This window comes from Hyphomonas neptunium ATCC 15444, from assembly GCF_000013025.1.
GTDB classification, from domain to species: Bacteria; Pseudomonadota; Alphaproteobacteria; order Caulobacterales; family Hyphomonadaceae; genus Hyphomonas; species Hyphomonas neptunia.
The window spans coordinates 1,381,701-1,402,334 of sequence record NC_008358.1; the positions used below are offsets into that span (position 1 = coordinate 1,381,701).

At 63.6% G+C, this 20,634-nt stretch carries 25 protein-coding genes; 14 read left to right on the forward strand and 11 right to left on the reverse strand.

Annotation, left to right across the window (positions count from 1 at the left end; all coding sequences use genetic code 11):
- The first annotated feature begins 4 nt into the window (after positions 1-4).
- Positions 5-493, forward strand: a complete 489-nt coding sequence (locus tag HNE_RS06685; protein ID WP_011646364.1) for a UPF0262 family protein — start codon at positions 5-7, stop codon at positions 491-493.
- Here the strand turns inward: HNE_RS06685 and HNE_RS06690 are convergent.
- A complete protein-coding gene (locus HNE_RS06690) occupies positions 460-1,461 on the reverse strand; it encodes an NAD(P)H-binding protein (protein WP_011646365.1) in 1,002 nt (333 codons plus the stop codon). The two genes, HNE_RS06685 and HNE_RS06690, sit on opposite strands and share 34 nt — an antisense overlap.
- A 96-nt stretch (positions 1,462-1,557) precedes the next feature.
- Here HNE_RS06690 and HNE_RS06695 point away from each other — a divergent pair, with 96 nt between their 5' ends.
- Entirely contained in the window at positions 1,558-2,466 is a 909-nt protein-coding gene (locus HNE_RS06695) for a LysR family transcriptional regulator (protein ID WP_011646366.1), read from the forward strand.
- On the opposite strand, the gene HNE_RS06700 is transcribed toward HNE_RS06695, so the two are convergent.
- The 3 genes from HNE_RS06700 to HNE_RS06710 all read right to left on the reverse strand — a co-directional run bounded on the left by HNE_RS06700 (position 2,463) and on the right by HNE_RS06710 (position 4,489).
- On the reverse strand, positions 2,463-3,344 hold the full coding sequence (locus HNE_RS06700; protein ID WP_049755046.1) for a fatty acid desaturase: 882 nt from the start codon (positions 3,342-3,344) through the stop codon (positions 2,463-2,465). The two genes, HNE_RS06695 and HNE_RS06700, sit on opposite strands and share 4 nt — an antisense overlap.
- Positions 3,323-3,538 carry a hypothetical protein gene (locus HNE_RS06705; protein WP_011646368.1) on the reverse strand — a complete coding sequence of 72 codons (216 nt, stop codon included), beginning with the start codon at positions 3,536-3,538 and terminating at the stop codon, positions 3,323-3,325. Before HNE_RS06705 ends, HNE_RS06700 begins: the two co-directional genes overlap by 22 nt.
- 63 nt (positions 3,539-3,601) lie before the next feature.
- Positions 3,602-4,489, reverse strand: a complete 888-nt coding sequence (locus tag HNE_RS06710; protein WP_011646369.1) for a LytTR family DNA-binding domain-containing protein — start codon at positions 4,487-4,489, stop codon at positions 3,602-3,604.
- 110 nt (positions 4,490-4,599) lie between these two features.
- On the opposite strand from HNE_RS06710, the gene HNE_RS06715 reads away from it, so the two are divergent.
- The 4 genes from HNE_RS06715 (at position 4,600) to HNE_RS06730 (ending at position 7,571) form a co-directional block, all read left to right on the forward strand.
- Entirely contained in the window at positions 4,600-5,772 is a 1,173-nt protein-coding gene (locus HNE_RS06715; protein WP_011646370.1) for an acyltransferase family protein, read from the forward strand.
- Positions 5,773-5,883: 111 nt separating this feature from the next.
- Positions 5,884-6,102, forward strand: coding sequence for a translation initiation factor IF-1 (infA, locus tag HNE_RS06720; protein ID WP_011646371.1), 219 nt, complete (start codon positions 5,884-5,886; stop codon positions 6,100-6,102).
- 5 nt (positions 6,103-6,107) lie between these two features.
- Positions 6,108-6,683, forward strand: a complete 576-nt coding sequence (locus HNE_RS06725; RefSeq protein WP_011646372.1) for a Maf family protein — start codon at positions 6,108-6,110, stop codon at positions 6,681-6,683.
- A gap of 126 nt (positions 6,684-6,809) precedes the next feature.
- The gene (locus tag HNE_RS06730) at positions 6,810-7,571 is read left to right on the forward strand and encodes a hypothetical protein (RefSeq protein ID WP_011646373.1); all 762 of its coding nucleotides are present in this window, start codon (positions 6,810-6,812) and stop codon (positions 7,569-7,571) included.
- A gap of 87 nt (positions 7,572-7,658) precedes the next feature.
- On the opposite strand, the gene HNE_RS06735 is transcribed toward HNE_RS06730, so the two are convergent.
- The 3 genes from HNE_RS06735 to HNE_RS17885 are packed head-to-tail and all read right to left on the reverse strand — an operon-like array spanning position 7,659 to position 8,968.
- Positions 7,659-8,006: a hypothetical protein gene (locus HNE_RS06735; RefSeq protein WP_011646374.1), complete on the reverse strand. Its 348-nt coding sequence runs from the start codon at positions 8,004-8,006 to the stop codon at positions 7,659-7,661.
- 13 nt (positions 8,007-8,019) lie between these two features.
- The gene (locus tag HNE_RS06740) at positions 8,020-8,556 is read right to left on the reverse strand and encodes an RNA polymerase sigma factor (RefSeq protein ID WP_011646375.1); all 537 of its coding nucleotides are present in this window, start codon (positions 8,554-8,556) and stop codon (positions 8,020-8,022) included.
- A gap of 31 nt (positions 8,557-8,587) precedes the next feature.
- Complete coding sequence (locus HNE_RS17885) at positions 8,588-8,968, reverse strand: DUF6249 domain-containing protein (RefSeq protein WP_148205829.1); 381 nt, start codon at positions 8,966-8,968, stop codon at positions 8,588-8,590.
- 178 nt (positions 8,969-9,146) lie between these two features.
- Between HNE_RS17885 and HNE_RS06750 the strand changes: the two genes are divergently transcribed.
- From HNE_RS06750 to HNE_RS06780, 7 genes are all read left to right on the forward strand, one after another.
- Positions 9,147-9,860: a fused DSP-PTPase phosphatase/NAD kinase-like protein gene (locus HNE_RS06750; RefSeq protein WP_011646377.1), complete on the forward strand. Its 714-nt coding sequence runs from the start codon at positions 9,147-9,149 to the stop codon at positions 9,858-9,860.
- Positions 9,861-9,920: 60 nt separating this feature from the next.
- Positions 9,921-10,241, forward strand: coding sequence for a hypothetical protein (locus HNE_RS06755; protein WP_035590467.1), 321 nt, complete (start codon positions 9,921-9,923; stop codon positions 10,239-10,241).
- A 121-nt stretch (positions 10,242-10,362) separates the two neighbouring features.
- Complete coding sequence (locus HNE_RS06760; protein WP_011646379.1) at positions 10,363-10,638, forward strand: hypothetical protein; 276 nt, start codon at positions 10,363-10,365, stop codon at positions 10,636-10,638.
- 75 nt (positions 10,639-10,713) lie between these two features.
- Entirely contained in the window at positions 10,714-11,133 is a 420-nt protein-coding gene (locus HNE_RS06765; RefSeq protein ID WP_148205830.1) for an MAPEG family protein, read from the forward strand.
- Positions 11,134-11,299: 166 nt separating this feature from the next.
- A complete protein-coding gene (locus HNE_RS06770) occupies positions 11,300-12,646 on the forward strand; it encodes a TldD/PmbA family protein (protein WP_011646381.1) in 1,347 nt (448 codons plus the stop codon).
- Complete coding sequence (locus HNE_RS06775; protein ID WP_233352012.1) at positions 12,633-13,769, forward strand: inositol monophosphatase family protein; 1,137 nt, start codon at positions 12,633-12,635, stop codon at positions 13,767-13,769. Before HNE_RS06770 ends, HNE_RS06775 begins: the two co-directional genes overlap by 14 nt.
- Positions 13,720-15,546, forward strand: a complete 1,827-nt coding sequence (locus HNE_RS06780) for an ABC transporter ATP-binding protein (protein ID WP_011646383.1) — start codon at positions 13,720-13,722, stop codon at positions 15,544-15,546. The genes HNE_RS06775 and HNE_RS06780 overlap by 50 nt, the downstream gene beginning before the upstream one ends.
- Before the next feature lie 4 nt (positions 15,547-15,550).
- Here HNE_RS06780 and HNE_RS06785 read toward each other — a convergent pair whose 3' ends face one another.
- On the reverse strand, positions 15,551-16,216 hold the full coding sequence (locus tag HNE_RS06785; protein WP_011646384.1) for a DsbA family oxidoreductase: 666 nt from the start codon (positions 16,214-16,216) through the stop codon (positions 15,551-15,553).
- Between the two features lie 58 nt (positions 16,217-16,274).
- Entirely contained in the window at positions 16,275-17,402 is a 1,128-nt protein-coding gene (gene ubiA, locus HNE_RS06790) for a 4-hydroxybenzoate octaprenyltransferase (protein WP_011646385.1), read from the reverse strand.
- Between the two features lie 117 nt (positions 17,403-17,519).
- Between ubiA and HNE_RS06795 the strand changes: the two genes are divergently transcribed.
- Positions 17,520-18,290, forward strand: coding sequence for a 16S rRNA (uracil(1498)-N(3))-methyltransferase (locus HNE_RS06795; RefSeq protein WP_011646386.1), 771 nt, complete (start codon positions 17,520-17,522; stop codon positions 18,288-18,290).
- A 67-nt stretch (positions 18,291-18,357) separates the two neighbouring features.
- On the opposite strand, the gene HNE_RS06800 is transcribed toward HNE_RS06795, so the two are convergent.
- Together HNE_RS06800 and HNE_RS06805 are read right to left on the reverse strand one after the other, a co-directional pair.
- Positions 18,358-19,548 carry an MFS transporter gene (locus HNE_RS06800; protein WP_011646387.1) on the reverse strand — a complete coding sequence of 397 codons (1,191 nt, stop codon included), beginning with the start codon at positions 19,546-19,548 and terminating at the stop codon, positions 18,358-18,360.
- Between the two features lie 14 nt (positions 19,549-19,562).
- Positions 19,563-20,597, reverse strand: a complete 1,035-nt coding sequence (locus HNE_RS06805; RefSeq protein ID WP_011646388.1) for an aldo/keto reductase — start codon at positions 20,595-20,597, stop codon at positions 19,563-19,565.
- Positions 20,598-20,634 lie beyond the last annotated feature (37 nt).

Consider the following 20,634-nt stretch of genomic DNA (forward strand, 5'->3'; position numbering starts at 1 on the left):
TCCCATGGGCGCCAACCGGCTCGTCGCCGTACACATCGACGAGGAAACGCTCGGTGCCTCCGGACCGGACGCCGAGCATGAGCGCCGCGTCGCCATCTTCGATCTGATCGAGGAAAACACCTTCGGCGTGATCGGCGAGGACCGGGGCCCCTATGTGCTCGCCCTCAGCCAGCATGAGCGCCGCCTCGTCTTCGCCATTCGCACCGAGCCGGGCGAGGAAGTGCACACCTTCATTCTGTCCCTCTCGCCGTTTCGCGGCGTGATCCGGGATTATTTCACCATCTGCGACAGCTATTACGAAGCCATCCGCATGAGCACGCCCCACCAGATCGAAGCCATCGACATGGCGAGGCGCGGCATCCACAATGAAGGCTCAGAACTTCTCAAAGAGCGCCTGGAAGGCAAGATCGACATCGACTTCCACACCGCCCGCCGCCTCTTCACCCTCATCTGCGCCCTTCACGCCGGCCAGGGCCGCGCGCCCGGCGCTTGATCGGTTATCTCCGGCGCCGCCGGGAAACACCCCATCGCCGCCAGCGTCCAGCTCAGTGCCTCCTGAATATCCGTATGCGGCTCATACCCCAAAAATGAAGTGAGCTTGGTGTTGTCGAACTCAGCCGTTTCCTGCCAGAGGAATCGCATCTCGGCGATTTCGCGGAACATCCGCACGAAAGGCGAGAGCAGCACGAGCGCCGGCCATGGCATGAAGCCGATCTTTCCGGTCCCGCCATTGGCTGCGCGGATTTGCTCGGCCATCTCAACGCCACGCGCAAAATAATGGCCGCGAAAATGAAATCGCTCGAAGGGGGCGAGTTCTGCTTCGCGGTCCAGCAGGGCGGCAGCGGTCTCGCCAAAGTCCGGCAGGTAGGCCCAGGTATGACCCGCGTCTGCGCGTCCGGGATAGGTGATCTTCGTTACCGCCTGGCCGGGCGTCACCATGCCCTGTGAAAACCAGGAATTGCCTGCGGCGGGCCCGAAGAAATCCCCCGCCCGCAGGATCAGTGAGTGCACGCCCTCGCTTGCTGCTGCCTCCATCCGGCGTTCCATCTCTACACGGATGGCGCCCTTGCGGGTGTGGGGCTGCTGCGGGGATCCTTCCTTCAGAAGCGGTAAGGCATCGCGGCCATAATTATAAATTGTGCCCGGAAGGAAGATGCGCGCGCCGGAAATCTTCGCGGCGGCAATCGTGTTCTCCAGCATCGGGAGGACGAGCTTTGGCCAGTCTTTATAGCCCGGCGGGTTTACCCCATGCACGATGACGCTGGCGCCCAGGGCCGCGGTGGCCACATCCTGCGCGTTCAGGGCGTCGCCCGCCACCCATTCGGCTTCAGGCAGGCGCGCCGTATCTGGCTTGCGGGAGAGCGCGCGCACCCGCCAGCCGCGCCGGATCAGGCTCCGCGCGATTTCGTATCCCGCCCCGCCGGTTACGCCGAGGACCAGCGCCAGTTTTCCGTTTTCCATCTTCCCGTCTCCTTTTGCTCTGGAATGTGCCAAGGATGGCGGAAGATAGAGATAAACATAATTGCGATAATAAATGGATCAGATATAGAAAAATAAATGAACATTGAAGCTGGCTCCTGGGACCATATCCGCTCTTTCCTTGCCGTGCTGGAGGAGGGCAGCCTTTCCCGCGCAGCCCGCGTCCTGTCGCTGACCCAGCCGACGCTCTCCCGCCATATTGACCAGCTTGAAGCCACCCTCGGCGGGCCGCTGTTTACGCGCTCGCCGCGCGGCCTTATCCCGACGGACAAGGCGCGGATGATCGAGCCTTATGCGCGCACCATCGCCGCCTCGGCCGCCGCCATGGCGCGGGCCGCTTCAGGCGCGGCGGGGGAGATGACCGGGGCAGTGCGCATCTCGGCCAGCGAAGTGGTCGGCATTGAACTGCTACCGGAAATGCTTGCGCCCCTGCGCGAAGCTTATCCCGGCCTCACCTTTGAAATCCTGCCCACCAACCAGTCGAGCGACCTGCTGCGCCGTGACGCCGACATCGCCGTGCGCATGGTGCGGCCCCAGCAGGGCGCGCTGCTGGCCAGAAAGGTGGGCGATGTCATGCTCGGCCTCTTCGCCCGCCGCGACTATCTGGAAAAATACGGAACGCCCCGGAGCATGAAGGATGTCGCCGGGCACGCGCTCATCGGCTTTGACCATGAAACCATCAGCGTTCAGGCCCTGCGCGGAATGGGCCTGACACTGGACCGGGCTAGCTTTGCCTGGCGGACGGACAGTGACCTCGCCCAGACAAACCTCATCCGCGCCGGCGCCGGCATCGGGGTTTGCCAGGCAGGGCTCGCCCGCCGCCATGGCGCACTTGTCCAGGTGCTGCCAGAGGACTTCACATTTCCGATGGAAACCTGGGTGACGATGCATGAGGAACTCAAAGGCGTCACCCGAATGAAGGCTGTGTTCGATCATCTCAGCGAAGCGATGACGGCCTATATCCGCAACCAGGAAAGCCCCGCCTAAAGACCATCCATCCGGCAGCCGCGTGCTTCCAGAATCTCCCGCATTTCCCAATAGGCGCGGGGTGTGCGCATCAGGGGGATGCGCGGGTGCAGGTGGTGGACGATGTGATATTGCATGCCCATCGACAGCACATTTCCGACGGCTGAACGGAACCCGCGCGTGTCGCGGTAGCGGCCTTCGCCCATGCCGGGATTGTGCGGCGCCCAGCTGAGATAATGGCGGATGTAGATCATGCCGATATGCTTGGGCAGGAACCAGATCAGCGCCGCCTCGATGGCATGGCCGCTCCAGCAGAGCGCGATCATGATCGCGTAATAAGCCAGTTCATAGATCACCGCGTCGAGTGCCACTTTCGGCCGGCCGATCCGCGCCAGCGTTGTGGCATAGGCATTGTTTTTCGTGCCTGGCTGCTGCTGGTTTATGGTCTGCCACATCGATTGCAGGGCGGTGTCGGCATGGGTGCCGTAATCGGGATCAAGCTCGGGATGGTTGGCGTGCTTGTGGTGCTCCAGATGGGTCAGCTTCGCCACGCGGTAGGGCAGGAGGATCGGGATCGTGGAGAGATGCCCGACCAGTTCATTCAGCCAACGGAGCTTTGATCCGGGCCGGGCGATGATGTCATGCTGGGCCTCATGGCTGGGCAGATAGCAGAGCGCCATGTTTGCACAGGCGATGGGAAACGCCGCCCATACCGGCAGGACGCCCGAAATCGTCAGTGGCCAGAGGGCCAGCCAGCAGGCAAGATTGGCAAACGCCCACAGCACGGAGCCCCACGGGAAGCGGTCGATATGCCGGGCGGCAATTTCCCGCTCGGCGGCCATCAATTCCTTCTCCGAAAGCAGCCCTGCACCGTCCATCAGATCCACCGGCCCTTCCATTGCGCAAATCCGCCCCACAGCGCTGCCACGGCAAAGCCGATCGCCAGCGGCGGGACGTGCTCAGGCAGGGGCGCGTCCAGGGCGATCAATGCCTGCGTCACCAGCGGCATCAGAATGCCGAATGCAAAGATCAGCGGCTTCCATGTGAAGAAGAGGCCAACCAGGCGAAACAGGAGGGAGGGCTTTGCATCCATGATTCAAAAATGACACACGCGTCATTTTTTGCAACAACAGATTTGAGCGGTGCGGGCGGGGCCTCAGCCCAGGGCGCTCCGGAACCGCCGGCTGCCGGTCAGCGCGGTGCCGTCTGAGAGGATCAGCTCGAAATCGCCCGATGCCGTGGAGCGGGTTTCGCGGATGTGGTGACGGTTGACGATGCGGGAGCGGTGGATGCGCACGAAGTCGGAACCGGGCGCTGAAACTGTCCCGATTTGTCCGGATTTGTCCTGATCTGTCATGGATGTGCCCGCGGCTGACAGGCGTTTGGCCCAGTCTGAGAGCGTTGCGCGCACCAGATGGCTGCCCGCTGCCGTGTGCAGGGTCACGTAATTGCCGGCCGATTCCAGATAGAGGATCTCGCCGGGCATCAGGAAGATCGTTCGCGAACTGGTGCGCACTTCGATCCGCTGCGGGCCGGCGGGGGAGGGCGCAGGCGCCGTTTCCCGCGCCTGCCACCAGGCGTAGAGACTGTAGACTCCGGCAAAGATGGCATAGGTTATCAGGTCCTTGCGCCACTCATAGATGAGCGTCATCCAGAGGCCGCCCGTAAAGAAGTCATACTCCCAGGGCGTCGGCAGATAAGCCAGCTCCCGAAGGGGCACCATGACGCCGACATGCGCCAGCGAGAAGGGCACGGTCAGCGCGGCATGGATCAACAGCGCCATCGGCAGGGCGCCGCCCCGGAGAGGCCAGCGCTTCACCGCCCATCCGACCAGGGGCGCCATGAGCACCAGAACAAGGGCGCTTGAAATCTCCCAGATGAAGGGCTCGGCCGGGTGCACGCGCAGACCTGAGCGGTTCATTTCGATCAGATCAGAGGTCGCGTTCACCAGCACCACCGGCACAGTGACCAGCGCGATGCTGGCCCAGGGGCCGAGGCGGAAACCCGCCTTGCCGCTTGTCACGGAATCGCCGCCGCTGGTCACAGATGCCTCTCCGCTCGTCCCACCGGGGCGCCTTTCGTGGCATTGGCGTAGCGCCAGCCACAGGCGGGCGCAAGAAGCCGGGCAATCTCATTGCCCAAGGAGCTTCCGGCATGACCCAGCGCCGATATGACCTCGACTGGCTGCGCATCGCGGCCTTCGCCATTCTGATCCTCTATCATTGCGGCATGTTCTATGTGAGCTGGGGCTGGCATGTGAAATCCAGCCATGCCGGGCCGCTGATCGAGCCGCTGATGATGCTGGCCAATCCCTGGCGGCTGACCCTGCTGTTCCTGATCTCCGGCGCCGCGAGCCGGTTCATGGCCGACAAGATGCGGGCCGGCAGCTTCGTGAAGGCCCGGATGGGCCGGCTGTGGCCGCCGCTACTTCTGGCGGTGTTCGTGATTGTGCCGCCGCAGAGCTATTACGAGATCCTCGAATTCCTGCAGACCCATGACCTGCCACAGAGCCCCTGGCTCGACAATTTCTACATCAAGTACGTCACTGCTTCGGGGAACTGGTGCGATGAGGAGGGCTGCCTCATCACGCCGACCTACAACCACATGTGGTTCGTTCTCTATCTCATCCTCTACACGCTGGCGCTTGCCGTGCTGCTGCCGCTGTTGCGCCGCATCCCGGCCAGAGCGGTCGCGTGGCTGATTGCCGGGCCGGGCATCTTTCTGGCCCCCTGGGCATTCCTCTTCGCCACCCGCGTGTTCCTGTTCCCCCTGTTCGGGGAGAGCCATGATTTCCGGGAAGACTGGTATCTCCATACCCTCTATCTGGGCGTCTTCCTGCTGGGCTTCGGCATTGCCAAGCATCAGCCATTCTTTGACGCCGCCGTGCGTCTGCGCTGGCCGATGCTGGCGCTGGGCCTAATTGCCTGGGCAAGCCTGCAGACCTACTTCCAGATATACACCCTCACCGAGGCGCCGCCGCCGGACTGGATGCGCATTGCTTTCCGCGGCGTGCGCGAAGCGCAGGCCTGGGCCGCCATCCTCTGCGTGATCGGCTTCTTCCATCACCATTTCCGGACGCGCGACACACTGCTTCGCCAGATGCTGTCGCGTGCCATCTTCCCCTTCTATCTCATCCATCAGACGATCACCGTCGTGGCGGGGCATCACCTCGACCGTCTGGGCCTGCCGGTATGGGTTGAGGCGCCCCTTCTGATCGGGACGACAGCGCTTGGCTGCTGGCTATTCTATGATCTGGGCCGGCGCATTCCGCCGCTGCGCATCTGGATCGGCCTGCCCAGCGGCAAAGGGGGGCTGGCGGCGCCTTGAGGCTGCCATGCCCTCTCCGCTTGCCGGAATCTGCTGAAACCTGTATGGCGCCCGGCTAGTGATACGTGGAAAAAGCGGCTTTCCTGCCGCAGCCCCAGATCTGGATAGAGAATGTCAAAAGAAGAACTGATTGAATTTGAAGGCACAGTCGTCGAACTGCTGCCCAACGCCACGTTCCGGGTAAAGCTCGAGAACGACCATGAGATCATCGCCCACACCGCCGGCAAGATGCGCAAAAACCGCATCCGCGTGCTCACGGGCGACAAGGTCATGGTCGAAATGACCCCTTACGACCTCACCAAGGGCCGTATCACCTACCGCTTCAAGTAATCGCCATGCCGGGCAGCGCGCCGCTCATTCTCGCCAGCGCGAGCCCCCGGCGTCTCGAGCTTCTGGCCCAGATCGGCATTGTGCCGGATCGGGTCGCCCCCACCGACATCGACGAGACGCGCCGCAAGGCCGAATCGCCCCGCGAGCTGGCCCTCAGGCTGGCGCGCGAGAAGGCGGCCGCCTGCGACGCGGAAGGCGCCTTCGTGCTGGCCGCAGATACGGTCGTCGCCCTTGGCCAGCGCAATCTCGAAAAGGCCGCCGATGAGACCGAAGCCGCCGACTTCCTGCGGCTGCTCTCCGGCCGGGCGCATCAATGCATCACAGGCGTCGCCGTGCGCGCGCCAAGCGGCCAGATTGTCTCGCGCGCCGTGCTCGCCCGCGTGAAGATGAAGCGCCTCACCGAGGCGGAAATCGCCGCCTATGTCGCGTCCGGCGACTGGAAGGGCAAAGCCGGGGGCTACGGCATCCAGGGCGCGGCCGGCGGCTTTGTCACTGCCATAAATGGCAGCTACACCGCCATCGTCGGCCTGCCGCTCTATGAGACGAAATCCCTGCTGGAAGGCCTGGGATACCGGCGCTGACGCCCGGACCGCCCCATTTTTGCCCCAAGCCTGTCTTCGGATTAATCTGCGCGTTTCGGAACCATTCCGTCTGTCCGGGATTTAATCATCAATTGAGCAATCCTGCTCTTGTTGATGGAGCCCGATATGAAAAAGCTTCTCGCCAGCTGCGCCGTTGTCGCCCTGATGGCCGCGCCTGCACTCGCCCAGTCCACAATTGATCCGACCACGCCGGACACGGTCCCTGTTGAACCACAGATCGAACAGCCTGCTGACGATCTCGTCGTCGAGCCGCAGACCGAAACCATGCCTGAGGCCCTGCCACCTGAGCCAGATATGGCCGAAGAAGCTGCGCCGCCCACACCGGACGCTGAGCCGATGATGGAAGCCGAAACGGAAACCGAGGCTGAAGCAGAAGACGAGTCCTATGCGGACGCCGAAGATGACAGCACGCTGGCTGAAACCGAGGAAGACGACTCGTTTGCCGACACGAATTCCGACCCGGTTGTGACCGCAGAAGTTGCTGCGCCTGAAGCCGCTCTGGAAGCCTCTGTTGATGAAGCCGAGCTGCCGGAAGACTATTCCACCGACGACCTCAACGCCATGATGCTGGCGCAGGTTAACACGGTGGGTTCGGAAATCACTGAACTCGACAGCGAAGCCGACGCCTGGGTTTCGGCCAATGGCGCCCCGGTTGATCCCGCCTACGCGCCTGAAGGCCAGGGCGATATGGAAGTGACGACTGAAAATGAAGCTCCGGTTACGGAAGGCGACGACTCTATGACGCCGGAAACCGAAGCCCCGGAAGCCGACAGCTTTGTCGAGCCGGAAGTTGATCCGATGACAGATGATGACTGGACCAACGAAAACCCGGTCGATCCGGAAATGCCTTCCGACACTGAATACTGATCTGCCACCAGATCAGCTCAGATAAAAAGGCCGGCTCATTTGAGCCGGCCTTCTTTTTTGTCTGCACTTCTTGGCGCCGGGCCGGGGTCAGGCCCGTTCGGTCATCGAGACCGCCGCGATCGACAGCGCAGCGCCAATGATGATGGCCAGCCACATCGGGTTGCTGGCTGCCGCCTGGCTGATTTCAGTACGGGCAACGTCCAGCGCCGAGGTGACCGTGTGATCCACGCCGACAAAGGCTGAGAGCAGATCGGGCAGTTGCAGCACGGCGATCACCGCGCCGAGAAAGCCGAACGCGCCAACCGTCAGCCGGCGGATCAGGGTCTGCCGGCGCACCCGCCTCATCACGTCTGCGGTGAAGGGGGCGGCCTCCAGCGCGCCATCTTCGGCGGCAAACAGGCGGGCGAGGTCGCCATAGGTTTCATCATCACGCATCGTCATCTCTCCTTTATGCCACGTCGGCATTGGCAAGGCACGTCCTGAGTTGGGCAACGCCGCGCAGAACATGGGATTTCACAGTGCCCAGCGGCCAGCCTGTGGCCTGGGCTGCTTCGCGGTGGCTGAGGCCGGCGGCAACGCAGAGCACCACACACACCCTCTGGGCTTCGGTCAGGGTGTCGAGGGCGCGGGCGAGGTCCATCCGGGTTTCGGTTTCGGTCGCCGAGCGATCGAACGGCCGGTCGAACGGAATGATCTCGGCGGTCTCGTCAAACTCTATCTCGATCTTCTGGCGGCGGCGCCATTGCAGAAACTCCCGCCAGCAGATGGTGCAGATCCAGGCGCTGAAGGTGCCCCCCGCATAGGTGGCAATTTTCTGCCAGGCGGTGAGGAACGTCATCTGGGCAATGTCGTCTCCCTGCGCGGCTGATCCGGTCAGGCGGCGGGCCATGCCGCGCACCCGTGCCTGGTGCCGGCGGACAAGTTCGGCGAAGGCGTCTTCGCTGCCCTTGGCCGCCGCATGGGCGAGATCGGGGTCTGATCGCATATCCCGTCCTCCGGACGCCACCAGCCTGAGATTACTCAGCGGCCGATTTTTCACGGCCGAACGCCCACAGACCAATGTACGCGATACCGATGAAGATGGGGAAGCAGGCCACGCCGAGCATGGGCGTGAGGGCTTCGGATTCTTCCACGCTGATGAGGCCGCCAAGCACGGCAAATGCCGCGCCAAAAGCCAGAGCCAGCACGCCCCGGCGAAGGTCAGCGCGCACGGGGTCGGTCAGCAGGGACATCTTGTCCAGCATTTCCGGGGAGAGCACCTGGCCCTTGTCGATGGCCAGCCGCAGGGTCTCGTGCACCGTCTGACGCTTGCGGGCGTTGAAGTGGCTGACGATCCACACGATCAGCGCGGGGGAGAGAAAGAGAACTACCGGGACGACGACGCTTTCCATATCCATTTCCTGTTGCTCCAAGGAGGCCTTGTTGATGGGCGCCTGGCATGATTGCCGGCGTCTATGCCCGTAAGATGCCGCCACCGGCAGGATTGGATGCGGAAGGTGTGAAAAAAAGTTCAGGATACGAGGTTTGCCCCCATCTCTTGCCCGAGAGAGCGGCGCAGCCTAAGCGCGGGGAACGATGGTCAAGATTACACCCAGGAAGATGCGCCGGCCGCATGTGGCCGCTGATCTGGCAACCGCCGAAGGGCGCGCCAGGGCAAAGCGCGAGCTGTATTGGGGCGATCATGGCTTCCTGCGGCTGCGGTTTTCCAATCTTCACCAGATTTCACCAGAGATGTGGCGGGCCAACCAGCCCTCGCCGAAACAGGTGCTTGCCCATGCCAGAGAGCGGGGCATCAAGACGATCCTCAATCTGCGCGGGCCCACCACCAAGGGCTTCTATCTGCTGGAAAAAGAGGCCTGCGAGGCCGCCGGCATCGATCTGATAGATTTCCAGATGTATTCACGCGAACCGCCCACAGTGGAGAAAGTGTTCGGCGCGCGCGATCTGTTCGAGCGCATCCGCTATCCCGCCCTGATGCATTGCAAATCGGGCGCCGACCGGGCCGGCATCATGGCGGTGCTCTACAAGCTGCTGCGCGAAAAACTGCCCTATGAAGAGGCCATCGAGCAGCTCTCGGGGCGCTACCTGCATATCCGCCACGGCAAGACCGGCGTGCTCGACGCCTTCTTCGAGACCTATGCTGCCTTCAATGCCGGGCGCCCCGCGAATGAATGGAAGCCGTTCCTCGATTGGGTGGCGGAGGATTATGACAGGGTCGCGGTTAAGACGGAATTCCTCCAGAAACTCGGTAAGGGGCCGAAACTCGACCAGATCATCGGCCGGGAATAGCGCTTTTCAGCGCCGGGGATTCATGCCAGCACAGGGCGCTGAGGGTCGAGGACGTATTCCATGATGAAAGCAGGGGTTTTTGCTGCTCTGTCAGCGCTGGCACTGGCCGGCTGCGGTCTGGGCGGGCCAGGCGATCGTCAGGTGATGGTCAATGCCTGTGTTGCCGACGGCGAGTCCGAGGCGACCTGCGGCTGCATCACCGATGCGATGGAGACAAATCTCTCGCCCGAACTCTTCGAGAAAACCGCGCAGGCGGTTGGCCGCGACGAGAAGGACATGATGACCTTCGTGGGCGAGCTGACACTGCAGGAGCAACTGTCATTTTCGGCAGTGCTTCAGGACATGTTTGCCTGCTCCCTGACCGGGGAGACGGCAGAATAAGGCATTGCTGCGCGACCGGCTTGCTTCCAGAAACGGAGCAGCCGAGTGTGGCAGGCGCTGGTTAAGGTGACGCGACAGCGCGATCAGCCTAGAATGGGACTGAACAAGGAAGGGGATGTCCATGAAGTTCATCATTATCAACAGTTTCCGAACGATGGTCTATGTGGCCTACATCTCGATCATCATCGGCGGCATTGCCCTGGGTATTTACCAGAAGGGCGAATTTACCGGCGAATTGCTGGGCCTCACGGGCGGTCTTGCCCAGCTGGCAGACTTTGCCGTCTTCGCCTTCGGGGGCTGGGTTGCGGCAAGCCTTATCTGCGGCCTGATCGTCACGCTGCTGGACATCCGCGACGACATCAACGACCGCCTGCCGGACGCGCGCCGCGACATGTAACGACAAGGCTGGTCACAACCGGCCAGACTCAGATCATATGCCGTCGGGTGTCGCCACCTGGCGGCATTTTCATAAGTGCAACAGCACATTCGGGAGGAATACGGGCTCATGACCCCCATCGCCGCCGCCGCCGTCTATACCGGCGTCAACATACTCATCCTGTTGTTCCTCTCGTTCCGGGTCGTTGGCCGCCGCCGCGCGGCGCAGGTCTCGCTGGGCACCGGCGGTGACGCCGAACTCGAAACCCGCGTCCGTGCCCATGGCAACGCGTCGGAATACATCCCCGCGGCGATGCTCGGCCTGTTCGCCGCCGCCAGCCTCGGCGCGCCCCTCTGGGCCGTGCATGCCATCGGCGGGGTGTTCACCCTGGGCCGGGTGCTGCATGGCTTCGGCCTGTCGGCGGGTGTCCTGGCGCCGCGCGCGCTTGGCATGGTGCTGACCTGGCTCGGTATGCTCGGTGCCGGTGTGGCGGCAATCTGGCTCGGGCTGTCCTGATCGGGCCTGATCGGGCCTGATCGGGCCTGATCGGGTCTGAGTTGGCCAGAATTGTCCTGATATGTCCTGGTTTGTCCAAGTCTGTCCGGGGAATGTCCCGGTTTGTCCTGGAATGGGTGGCACCGTGCCTGTTGCGCGCAGGCCCGGTGCGGTCCATTTACCGGTGATGGCCGATTCACAGATTTCCCCCGAAAATACCCTCTCTGACCTGCTCGACCAGTGCCGCAAGGCCGGGGCCGACGCCGCCGACGCCCGCCTCGGAATCGCCGATGGCGTCAGCGTTTCCGTGCGTGACGGCAGGCTCGAAAGCATCGAACGCGAGGAGAGCGCCAGCATCGCCCTGCGCTGCTTCTACGGCAAGCGTCAGGCCAGCGTCTCCGGCGCCGACCTCAGCCGCGAGGGTCTCAAAGCCCTCGCCGAACGCTGCGCCGCCATGGCAAGGGCCGTGCCCGAAGATAAATTTTGCGGCCTGCCAGATCCCTCCGAATTGATCGCTGGGCCCGCAGATCTGGACCTTTCCGGCGAGCCTGAAATCTCCGCCGAAACGCTCGAACGTGAAGCGCTGGCTGCAGAAGCCGCCGCCCTGGCCGTGCCGGGCGTGAAGACCGTGGCAGGCTGTGGCACCTCCTGGAACCGCTCCACCCGCTGGGTCGCCGCCACCAACGGCTTCAGCGCCTGGAAGACCGGCACCTCCACCAGCCTCGGCCTCTCCGCTGTGGCCGAAAAGAACGGCCAGATGGAGCGCGACTATGACAGCTGGTCTGTCCGCTTCACCAAGGACCGCCCCTCGGCTGAAGAGATCGGCCGCACGGCCGGTGAGCGCACCATCGCCCGCCTCGGCGCCCGCAAGATCGCCACCCAGAAAGCCCCGGTTATCTTCGACCGGCGCGTGTCTGACAGCCTGATCGGCGCGCTGCTGGGCGCCATCTCTGGCCCCTCCATCGCGCGCGGTGTCAGCTTCCTGAAGGACCGGATGGACCAGCAGGTGTTCGCCAAGGGCATCTACATCACCGACGACCCGTTCCGCCCGCTGGGCATGGGCAGCCGCGTGCATGATGGCGAGGGCCTGCCCGTTGCCGAGACCCACCTCATCGAGGACGGCAGGCTGACCACCTGGCTGCTGAACCTGCCGTCTGCGCGCCAGCTGGGCCTCAAATCCAACGGCTTTGCTTCGCTCGGCTTTGGTGATCCGCCAGGCGTCTCCACGTCCAACGTCTATCTGCGCCCCGGCAAGGACAGTCCCGGCCAGCTCGCCAAGCAGATTGGCAAGGGCCTGCTGGTGACGGACATGTTCGGCCCGTCGATCAACCCGAATACGGGCGACTATTCGGTTGGCGTTGCCGGTTTCTGGATTGAGGATGGCGAAATTGCCTGGCCTGTCTCCGAAGTGACCGTGGCCGGCGATCTGCCGTCCATGTTTGCCCGGATGGTGCCCGCCAATGACCTGGAATTACGCTCCACACGCGACGCCCCGTCGATCCTCATCGAGGACATGAACCTTGCAGGCAGCTGAACGAAGCCTTGATCAGGATCTTCAGCTCATGCTGGCGCTCGCCAAGGAGGCGGGCGACCTTGCTCTATCCTACACGCTGACGGGCGGGGCGGAGGCCTGGAACAAGACGGGCGGCAAGGGGCCGGTGACCGAAGCCGACCTTGCCGTGAACCGCCTCTGCCTCAAACAGCTGCAAACCGCGCGGCCAGACTATGGCTGGCTTTCGGAAGAGACGCTGGACGATCCGGCGGCGCGGGCAAAGTCCCGCGTCTGGGTGGTCGACCCCATCGATGGCACCCGCGCCTATATCAGCGGCGATCCCCACTGGTGCATCGCGCTCGCCATCGTGGAAGAGGGCGAGGCGGTGGCCAGCGTGCTCTACGCCCCGGCGCTCAGCCGCATGTATTCGGCCCGGAAGGGCGCCGGCGCGTTCCTCAATGGCAACGCCATCCATGTGTCCCTGCGCGACGCGGAAGATGGTCTGCGCCTGATCACCAATGAGGGGCTCGTCACCCACCCCGCCTGGAAAGAGCCCTGGCCGCGGGTGGAGATTGCCCGGCCAAAGCCCAACGCGACCCTTCTGCGGATGGCGCATGTGGCCACCGGCGAATGGGACGCCGCCCTTGTGCTGGCGGAAAAATCCGACTGGGATCTCGCCGCCGGAACGGTGCTCGTTCACGAAGCGGGCGGCCATGCCACGACCCATCTGGGCGAGGCTTTTGTGTTCAATCAGGCCGTGCCCGCCCAGCGCAGTGTCCTCGCCTCTGGAAAGGCGCTGCATCCTTTGTTACTTCGCCGTCTGGAAGTGGTGAAGATTCCTGATCCTCAGGCGCGAGCCGCCCAACCCATGCCAGACCAGACCAAGCCTGTCCAAACGGAGCCAAAACGGATGAGTGAGAGCGCGAAAACCGGCAAGCAGCTGTTGCATATTGTCTTTGGCGGTGAGCTGAAGGATGTGACCGGCGTTGAGTTTGAAGACCTGTCGCAGATGGATTTCATCGGCGCCTTCCCGAACTATCAGGAAGCCTATGACGCCTGGAAATCGGCGGCGCAGCGCACGGTAGACCAGGCCGAAATGCGGTATTTCATCCTGCATGCCCACAAGCTGCTGGACCCCGCGACGGGTGATCACCATCACGTCTGAGACCTCTCCGGCGCTGAAGGAAAAGGCCCAGCGATCGCTGCTGCGGCTGTTCAAGGCGCATTTCTGGCCTCAGAAGAAATGGTTCATTGGCGGTACGCTGATGGCCATTCTCACGGCGGCGTTCAGCATCGGCTATGTCGCGGTGCTCGATTATGTCGGCAACGGCCTGCAGCGGGACATTGAACAGAAGGCCGCTGGCACGGCCGCCCCGATTGACTGGATATGGGCGGGCATTGCCGCCATCGTGTTGCTCACCATCGGGCGCGCGGTATCGATGTATGCGATGAACCTCCTCAACAATACCGGCGTGCAGCGCGGTCTCGTGGGGGTTCAGTCGGTCCAGTATGATGCGCTGACGGACGGCGATTTTGCCCGCATCTCCGGAGACGCTTCGGGCGGCTTTGTGGCGCGCTTCATCAATGATGTGGTCGCCATTCGCGAGGCGATGCTGCGCTTTGCCAACAACTTCCCGAAAAGCTCGGCGACCGTCATCGGTGTGCTTGCCTGGCTGTTCTGGAAAGACTGGCAGCTCGCGCTGATCATCACGGTGGTTTATCCCCTCGCACTCGGGCCGGTTGTCTCGCTCGGAAACTCCGTGCGCAAACGGTCCAAACGCGCCCAGCAGCAGACCGGCGAAGTAACGTCACTGTTGACCGAAGGCTTCCAGTCAGCGCGCGTTGTAAAAGCTTACGGCCTTGAGGGCTGGCAGAAGGCGCGGGCGGCGAAGGGTTTTACCGAACGCTCGCAGCTTTTCCTCAAAGTGTTGACCAAGCGCGCAGGCGTTGACCCCGTGCTGGAAGTGTTCGGCGGCTTTGCGCTGGCGGCCTTGCTGGGTTTCGTCGCCTGGCGGATCGCGCAGGGCGAAAGCACGCTGGGCGACTTCCTCGGCTTTATCGCGGCGGTTGGCATTGCGGCGCCTGAAGTGCGCGCACTCGGCGCTATTGGCGCGGTCGCGCAGGAGGGCGCAGCGGCGGCTGACCGGGTGTTCGAAATTGTCGATCAGCGCGCGCAGGTGGCCGATAAGCCCGGCGCCAAACAACTCGATACCGTCCGGGGGGAGATCGAATTCCGGGACGTGCAGTTTGCTTATCCCGATGGCACTCAGGCGCTCAAGGGGCTGAGTTTCACCGCGCGGCCGGGCGAGACGGTTGCCATCGTCGGCGCATCGGGGGCGGGCAAGTCTACCGTCTTCAATCTGCTGATGCGGCTCTATGATCCCTCATCCGGCGCCGTGGCGGTAGACCAGCAGGATGTGCGGGAAGTGACCGGCGCCAGCCTGCGGATGCAGATGGCGCTGGTGGCGCAGGATGCGGCACTGTTTGACGACACGATTGCCAGCAACATTGCGCTCGGCCGGATGGGCGCCTCGCGCGATGAGGTTGAAGCGGCCGCGCGCGCGGCCAATGCGCATGATTTCATCAGTATGCTGCCGGGCGGCTATGATGCGCCCGCAGGCGAGATGGGGCGCAACCTTTCCGGCGGCCAGCGCCAGCGCGTGGCTCTTGCGCGGGCGATCCTGCGCGGGGCGCCCGTCCTGCTGCTGGATGAGGCAACCTCAGCGCTGGACGCGGAAAGCGAAGCGAAAGTGCAGGGCGCGCTGGCTGAATTTGGCAAAGGCCGCACGGTGCTGATCATTGCCCACCGCCTCTCCACTGTGCGCGCTGCAGACCGTATCGTGGTGATGGAAGACGGCCGCGCGGTTGAAGAAGGCACCCATGAAAGCCTTATGACGGCAGGGGGAACCTACCGCCGTCTGGTGGAGCTTCAGCTCAGCTGACAGATTACCCGGCCGGGCGTTCCTGCGGCAGTTGCGCGGCGGCGTGGCGGATGAACCGTTCCAGCTTTTCCGCACTTTCGGCGCCCTGAACGGCGACGCGCCGGTTGGCGATATAGGTGGGCACGCCGGAGATGCCCATCTGGCGGAAGGTGTCTGCTTCCTGGCGGACAATATCTGTGTCCGCGCCGGTCTTCAGGAGGTCGGCGACAATATCCGCGTCCAGATCAATTGACCGGGCGATGTCGACCAGCACGCCGTGGTCGCCGATATTGCGGGCTTCGTTGAAATAGGCCCGGAAGAGGGCTTCCTTGGCTTCGGCGCCTTTGCCCTGGCCCTGCGCCCAGCGCACGAGGCGGTGGGCGTCGAAGCTGTTGGGGCGGTGGGTGACCGCGTCGAAGCGGTAGGGGATGTCTTCGGCGGCGCCATAGTCGATCAGCGCCTGACGCATCGCGGCCATCCGCTCCTTGCCTTCGGGCGAGGAAACGCGGCTGCCCATATATTCCTTATAGTCGACGCCTGCGGCCGGGATCGTCGGGTCCAGCTCATAGGGGCGGAAGAGAAGCTGGACCTTGATGTCAGGCGTCTGGGCGATGGCCGCCTGAATGCGGCGCAGGCCGAGCCAGCACCAGGGACAGACGGGGTCTGATACCATTTCGATTGCGACGGTCATGAGAGCCTCCTTCTGCCAGTCCGGCTTGAGGGGAGTATAGGCGCGCAGGCGCCCCGCGTCACGGGGTTGGGGCGTCGCCGCGCTTGACCGCTTCGGCCTCAAGGGCGCGTTCCATGTCGCTGGCAAACCAGGTGTCGGGGTAAGTGACTTCCGGCGCAGGCTGTTGCTCAAGGCCGAAGGGCAGGGCCACGGCTTCGGGAACCGTTTCATGATCGGCGTAGAGGCGGCTGGAATTATCTTGAGGGAACATCGCGGCGATCAGGAAGCCGATGGCGACGATGGCGCCGGCATGGACGTTGGATTTGAACATCGCCAGCGCCTTGCCTTCGCCTTTGGTTTTCAGTGTCATCGCCTGCCAGGCGCCGTGGGCGAGGAAGAGGAGCGCCGTGAGCGCACCGAGCCGCCCGGCGCCCTGGGCGTAGGCGGCAAAGCCGATGAGGGCGGCGGCGCCCATGTGGAAGCCGAAGGAGATCAGCACAGCCCGCTCGCCGAAGAGGCGCGCGGTGGAGCGGACACCGATCAGGGCGTCGTCTTCCCGGTCCTGAAGGGCATAGATCGTGTCATAAGCGATCGTCCACAGGATGAGGCCGGCATAGAGGATGTAGACTGGCCCGGTGATGACACTGGCGGTCGCGGCGCCAACGAAGACGCCCCAGTTGAAGGTGAGCCCCAGCCAGGCCTGCGGCCACCAGGTGACACGCTTGGTGTAAGGGTAGATGGCCACCAGCGGCAGGGCGAGCAGGGCGGCGATCTTTGCGTCCCAGGGCAGGGCGAGCCAGATCAGGAAGCCGACGGCGAGCTGCGCTAGCAGGAAGATATAGGCCTGTTTCGTCGTGACGGCGCCCGAGGGGATGGGCCGGGCCGCGGTGCGGGCGACCTTGGCGTCGAAATCCTTGTCGGTGATGTCGTTCCAGGTGCAGCCCGCCCCGCGCATCACGATGGCGCCGATGAGGAAGAGGAGCGTCCAGAGAAGGTCGATCAGGTAAAGGCCGGTGGTGAGCCGGGCAAAGCCGAGGCCCATCAGGCAGGGCAGGAACAGCAGCCACACGCCGACGGGCCGGTCGAGCCGGGCGAGCATGGCGTAGGGCTGCCACGCCTTGGGCAGGCCCGCGAGCCAGCCGGGTAGGGCGGAATCGGCGGGGACGGCGAAATTTCCGGGGTTTTCAGGCGGTTGGGGTATGGTCATAGGAGGATGATATAAGCGATCCCGCAGCCACTCGCACGGGGTGTGATTTCAAAACCACAGGACGTTGCGCAAAGGCCACACCTTAACAGCGGCGGCCTGGCGGCTTATAGGCCGGAGATGGCTACGATTCCCCGTCTCTTTGTGGATGCGCCGCTGGCGGAAGCTGGCGCAGTTGCACTGGATGACGAGCAGTCGAACTATCTGCTGCGGGTTCTGAGGCTGGAGGATGGCGCGTCTGTGCGCCTCTTCAACGGGCGGGACGGGGAGTGGACGGCGACGGTCCATAAGACGTCAGCCAAGCGCGCGGAAGCAACACCCTCGAGACAAACCCGGACACAACCAGGACAAATCGGGACACGTCTGACCCTCCTGTTTGCGCCGGTGAAGAAGGACCAGACCGACCTCATCCTCGAGAAGGCGACCGAGCTGGGCGCCGCCAGGATCCGCCCCGTGCTGACCGAGCGGACCCAGACGCGGACCGTGCGGGCCGACCGGTTCCGCAAGATTGCGCTGGAGGCGGCTGAGCAGACCGAGCGGCTGGACCTGCCGGAGATCCTCGACCTGGCAAGCCTCGACGCGGCGCTGGACGCGCTGGAGCCGGGCACGGCGGTGATCTTCTGCGATGAGGCGGGCGACGAGGCCGAGGCGCCCTGGGGCGGGCAGGCAGGCCGGGCGCGGCCGATGCTGGAGGTATTGGAGGAGCTGAAGGGCCGATCCGCCGCAATCCTGACAGGGCCGGAGGGCGGCTTCACCCCGGCCGAGCGCGCGTTCCTGCGCGGGCGGGCGGAGACCTGGCCGGTGAGCCTTGGGCCGCGCATCCTGCGAGCGGAGACGGCGGCGATTTCAGCGATGACGCTGTGGCAGGCGGTGTGTGGAGATTGGGGCTAGGCGGGTAGGCAGACACCGGCCCGCCACCCTTGAAGTGGCGCAGGATGGCGGGAGTTGGTGATCTCAATCAGGTGTCGGATGTATTGAACGTGGCGGCGGGGGCGGCCGCCAGCTGGTCGCCGTCTGACCGCAACAGCAGTACCGCAACCAGACCCAGACCCGCGGTAACGGCGCCGGCGATTGAGACGGCGGGATAGCCGAGGCCGCCGGCAATCACTGCGCCGCCTAAAGCTGCGCCAATGGCGTTCCCCAGATTGAACGCGCCGATGTTCACAGCCGAGGCGAGATTTGGCGCATCACCTGCAGCGTTCATGACGCGAACCTGCAGAGGTGGAACAAGAGCGAAGCTGGCAACACCCCAAAGGAAGATGACCGGCGCTGCCAGAATTTTGAATGGCATCAGGAAGGCAAAGGCAACGAGGACAAGCGTCAGGCCAGCCAGGGTAAAAATCAGTGTACGGTCTACGGAGCGATCTGCATACCTGCCCCCAAGCCAGTTGCCCACGGTGAGCCCGACGCCATAGGTGACGAGCATCGCCGTGACGAACTCGACATTGGCGCCCGTTTCACTGTGGAGGATGGGGGCGATGTAGGTGAAGACCGTGAACATTGCGCTCGACCCGAGAGCGGTGAGCCCCAGCGCGGCGAGGACGTGTTTGCGAGTGAGCACTTTCAATTCGTCGAGCGGGTTTCCATTGGTCGGGGCGGGCTGGTCCGGCAAAGTGAAACGCAGGGCAACCATTGTGAGGACACCCAGCCCGGCGATACCCCAGAAAGCCGAGCGCCAGCCGGCCTGGTCGCCAACCCAGGTTGCAAGCGGCACGCCCACGACGTTGGCAATTGTCAGGCCCATGAACATGGCGGCTACGGCGCCCGCACTGCGGTTTGCGGGCACGACACTGGCCGCAACAATCGCCCCGACACCAAAGAAGGCGCCGTGATTGAGCGAGGTGATGATGCGCGCGGCGAGCAGCATACCGTAACCGTTTGAGACTGCAGCCAGGAGGTTTCCGACTGTAAAGATGGCAGCGAGGCCGATGAGCAGGGTGCGCCGGCGTATCCGGCCTGTGGTGAGCGTCATCAGCGGGGCGCCGAGCAGGACGCCGAGCGCATAGGCGCTGATCAGCAGGCCGGCAGTGGGGATGGACACACCGAGATCGGCGGCAATCACGGGCAACAGGCCCATTGGCGCAAACTCGGTGACGCCTATACCGAAGGCGCCCGCGGCAAGCGCGAGAAGAGGAGGATTGATTTTCATGGATAACTCTTCGATCAGAGAAGTGGCGGGTTCAGGCGGGCGAACCCTTCCTGATAGTGATAGGGGGCATACGGATAAGGGGGCATCAATTTGCTTGCGGCGTTGAGCCGTGCCATCTGATCCGGCGTCAACGTCCAGCCCACAGCCCCCAGATTCTGGAGGAGCTGTTCCTCATTGCGCGCGCCGATGATCACGGAGGATACCGTTGGGCGCTGCAACAGCCAGTTGAGGGCGATCTGGGGAACGGCCTTGCCGGTCTCTGCGGCAATCTCATCCAGCGCATCAACCACGCGGTAAAGGTGGTCTTCAGCGACCGGCGGGGCGAACTGTTCTGTCTCATGCAGCCGGCTTCCGGCGGGCGGCGGGCTTCCGCGGCGGATCTTGCCCGTGAGCCGGCCCCAGCCCAGCGGGCTCCACACCAGCGCGCCTACGCCCTGGTCGGCAGCGAGCGGCATGAGGCCAGCCTCATAATCGCGGCCGATCAGGGAGTAGTACACCTGATGCGCAACAAAGCGCGGCCAGCCATGCTGGTCAGCTGCGGCGAGGGCTTTCATTAGCTGCCAGCCAGGATAATTGGAAACTCCCACATGCCGGACTTTCCCGGCCTGCACCAGCATGGAAAGTGTCGACAGCAATTCCTCAACCGGTGTGGACGCGTCCAGCGCGTGAAGCTGTAATATATCGATATAATCCGTATCGAGACGGCAAAGCGCCTCATCTACCGATCGAAGCAGTCTGCTGCGAGAGACGCCCCAGTCATCCGGGCCATCGCCTATCGGCAGGCCCGTCTTGGTGGAGATGAGAACCTTGTCGCGCTTCCCCCGGATTGCCGCACCGAGAACTTCCTCCGATGCGCCATCTGAATAGACGTCTGCCGTATCAAACAGGTTGACCCCGGCATCGAGGCAGATGTCCACCAAGCGGCGTGCGGCGTCAGTGTCGTTGGTTCCCCAAGCGCCGAACAGGGGGCCTTTCCCCCCGAAAGTGCCTGCGCCAAAACTCAGTGCCGGAACCCGGAGCCCGGACGCGCCCAATTGTCTGAAGTCCATGTTGATGCCTTTTGAATTGCGTTGGGCGCAAAGATAG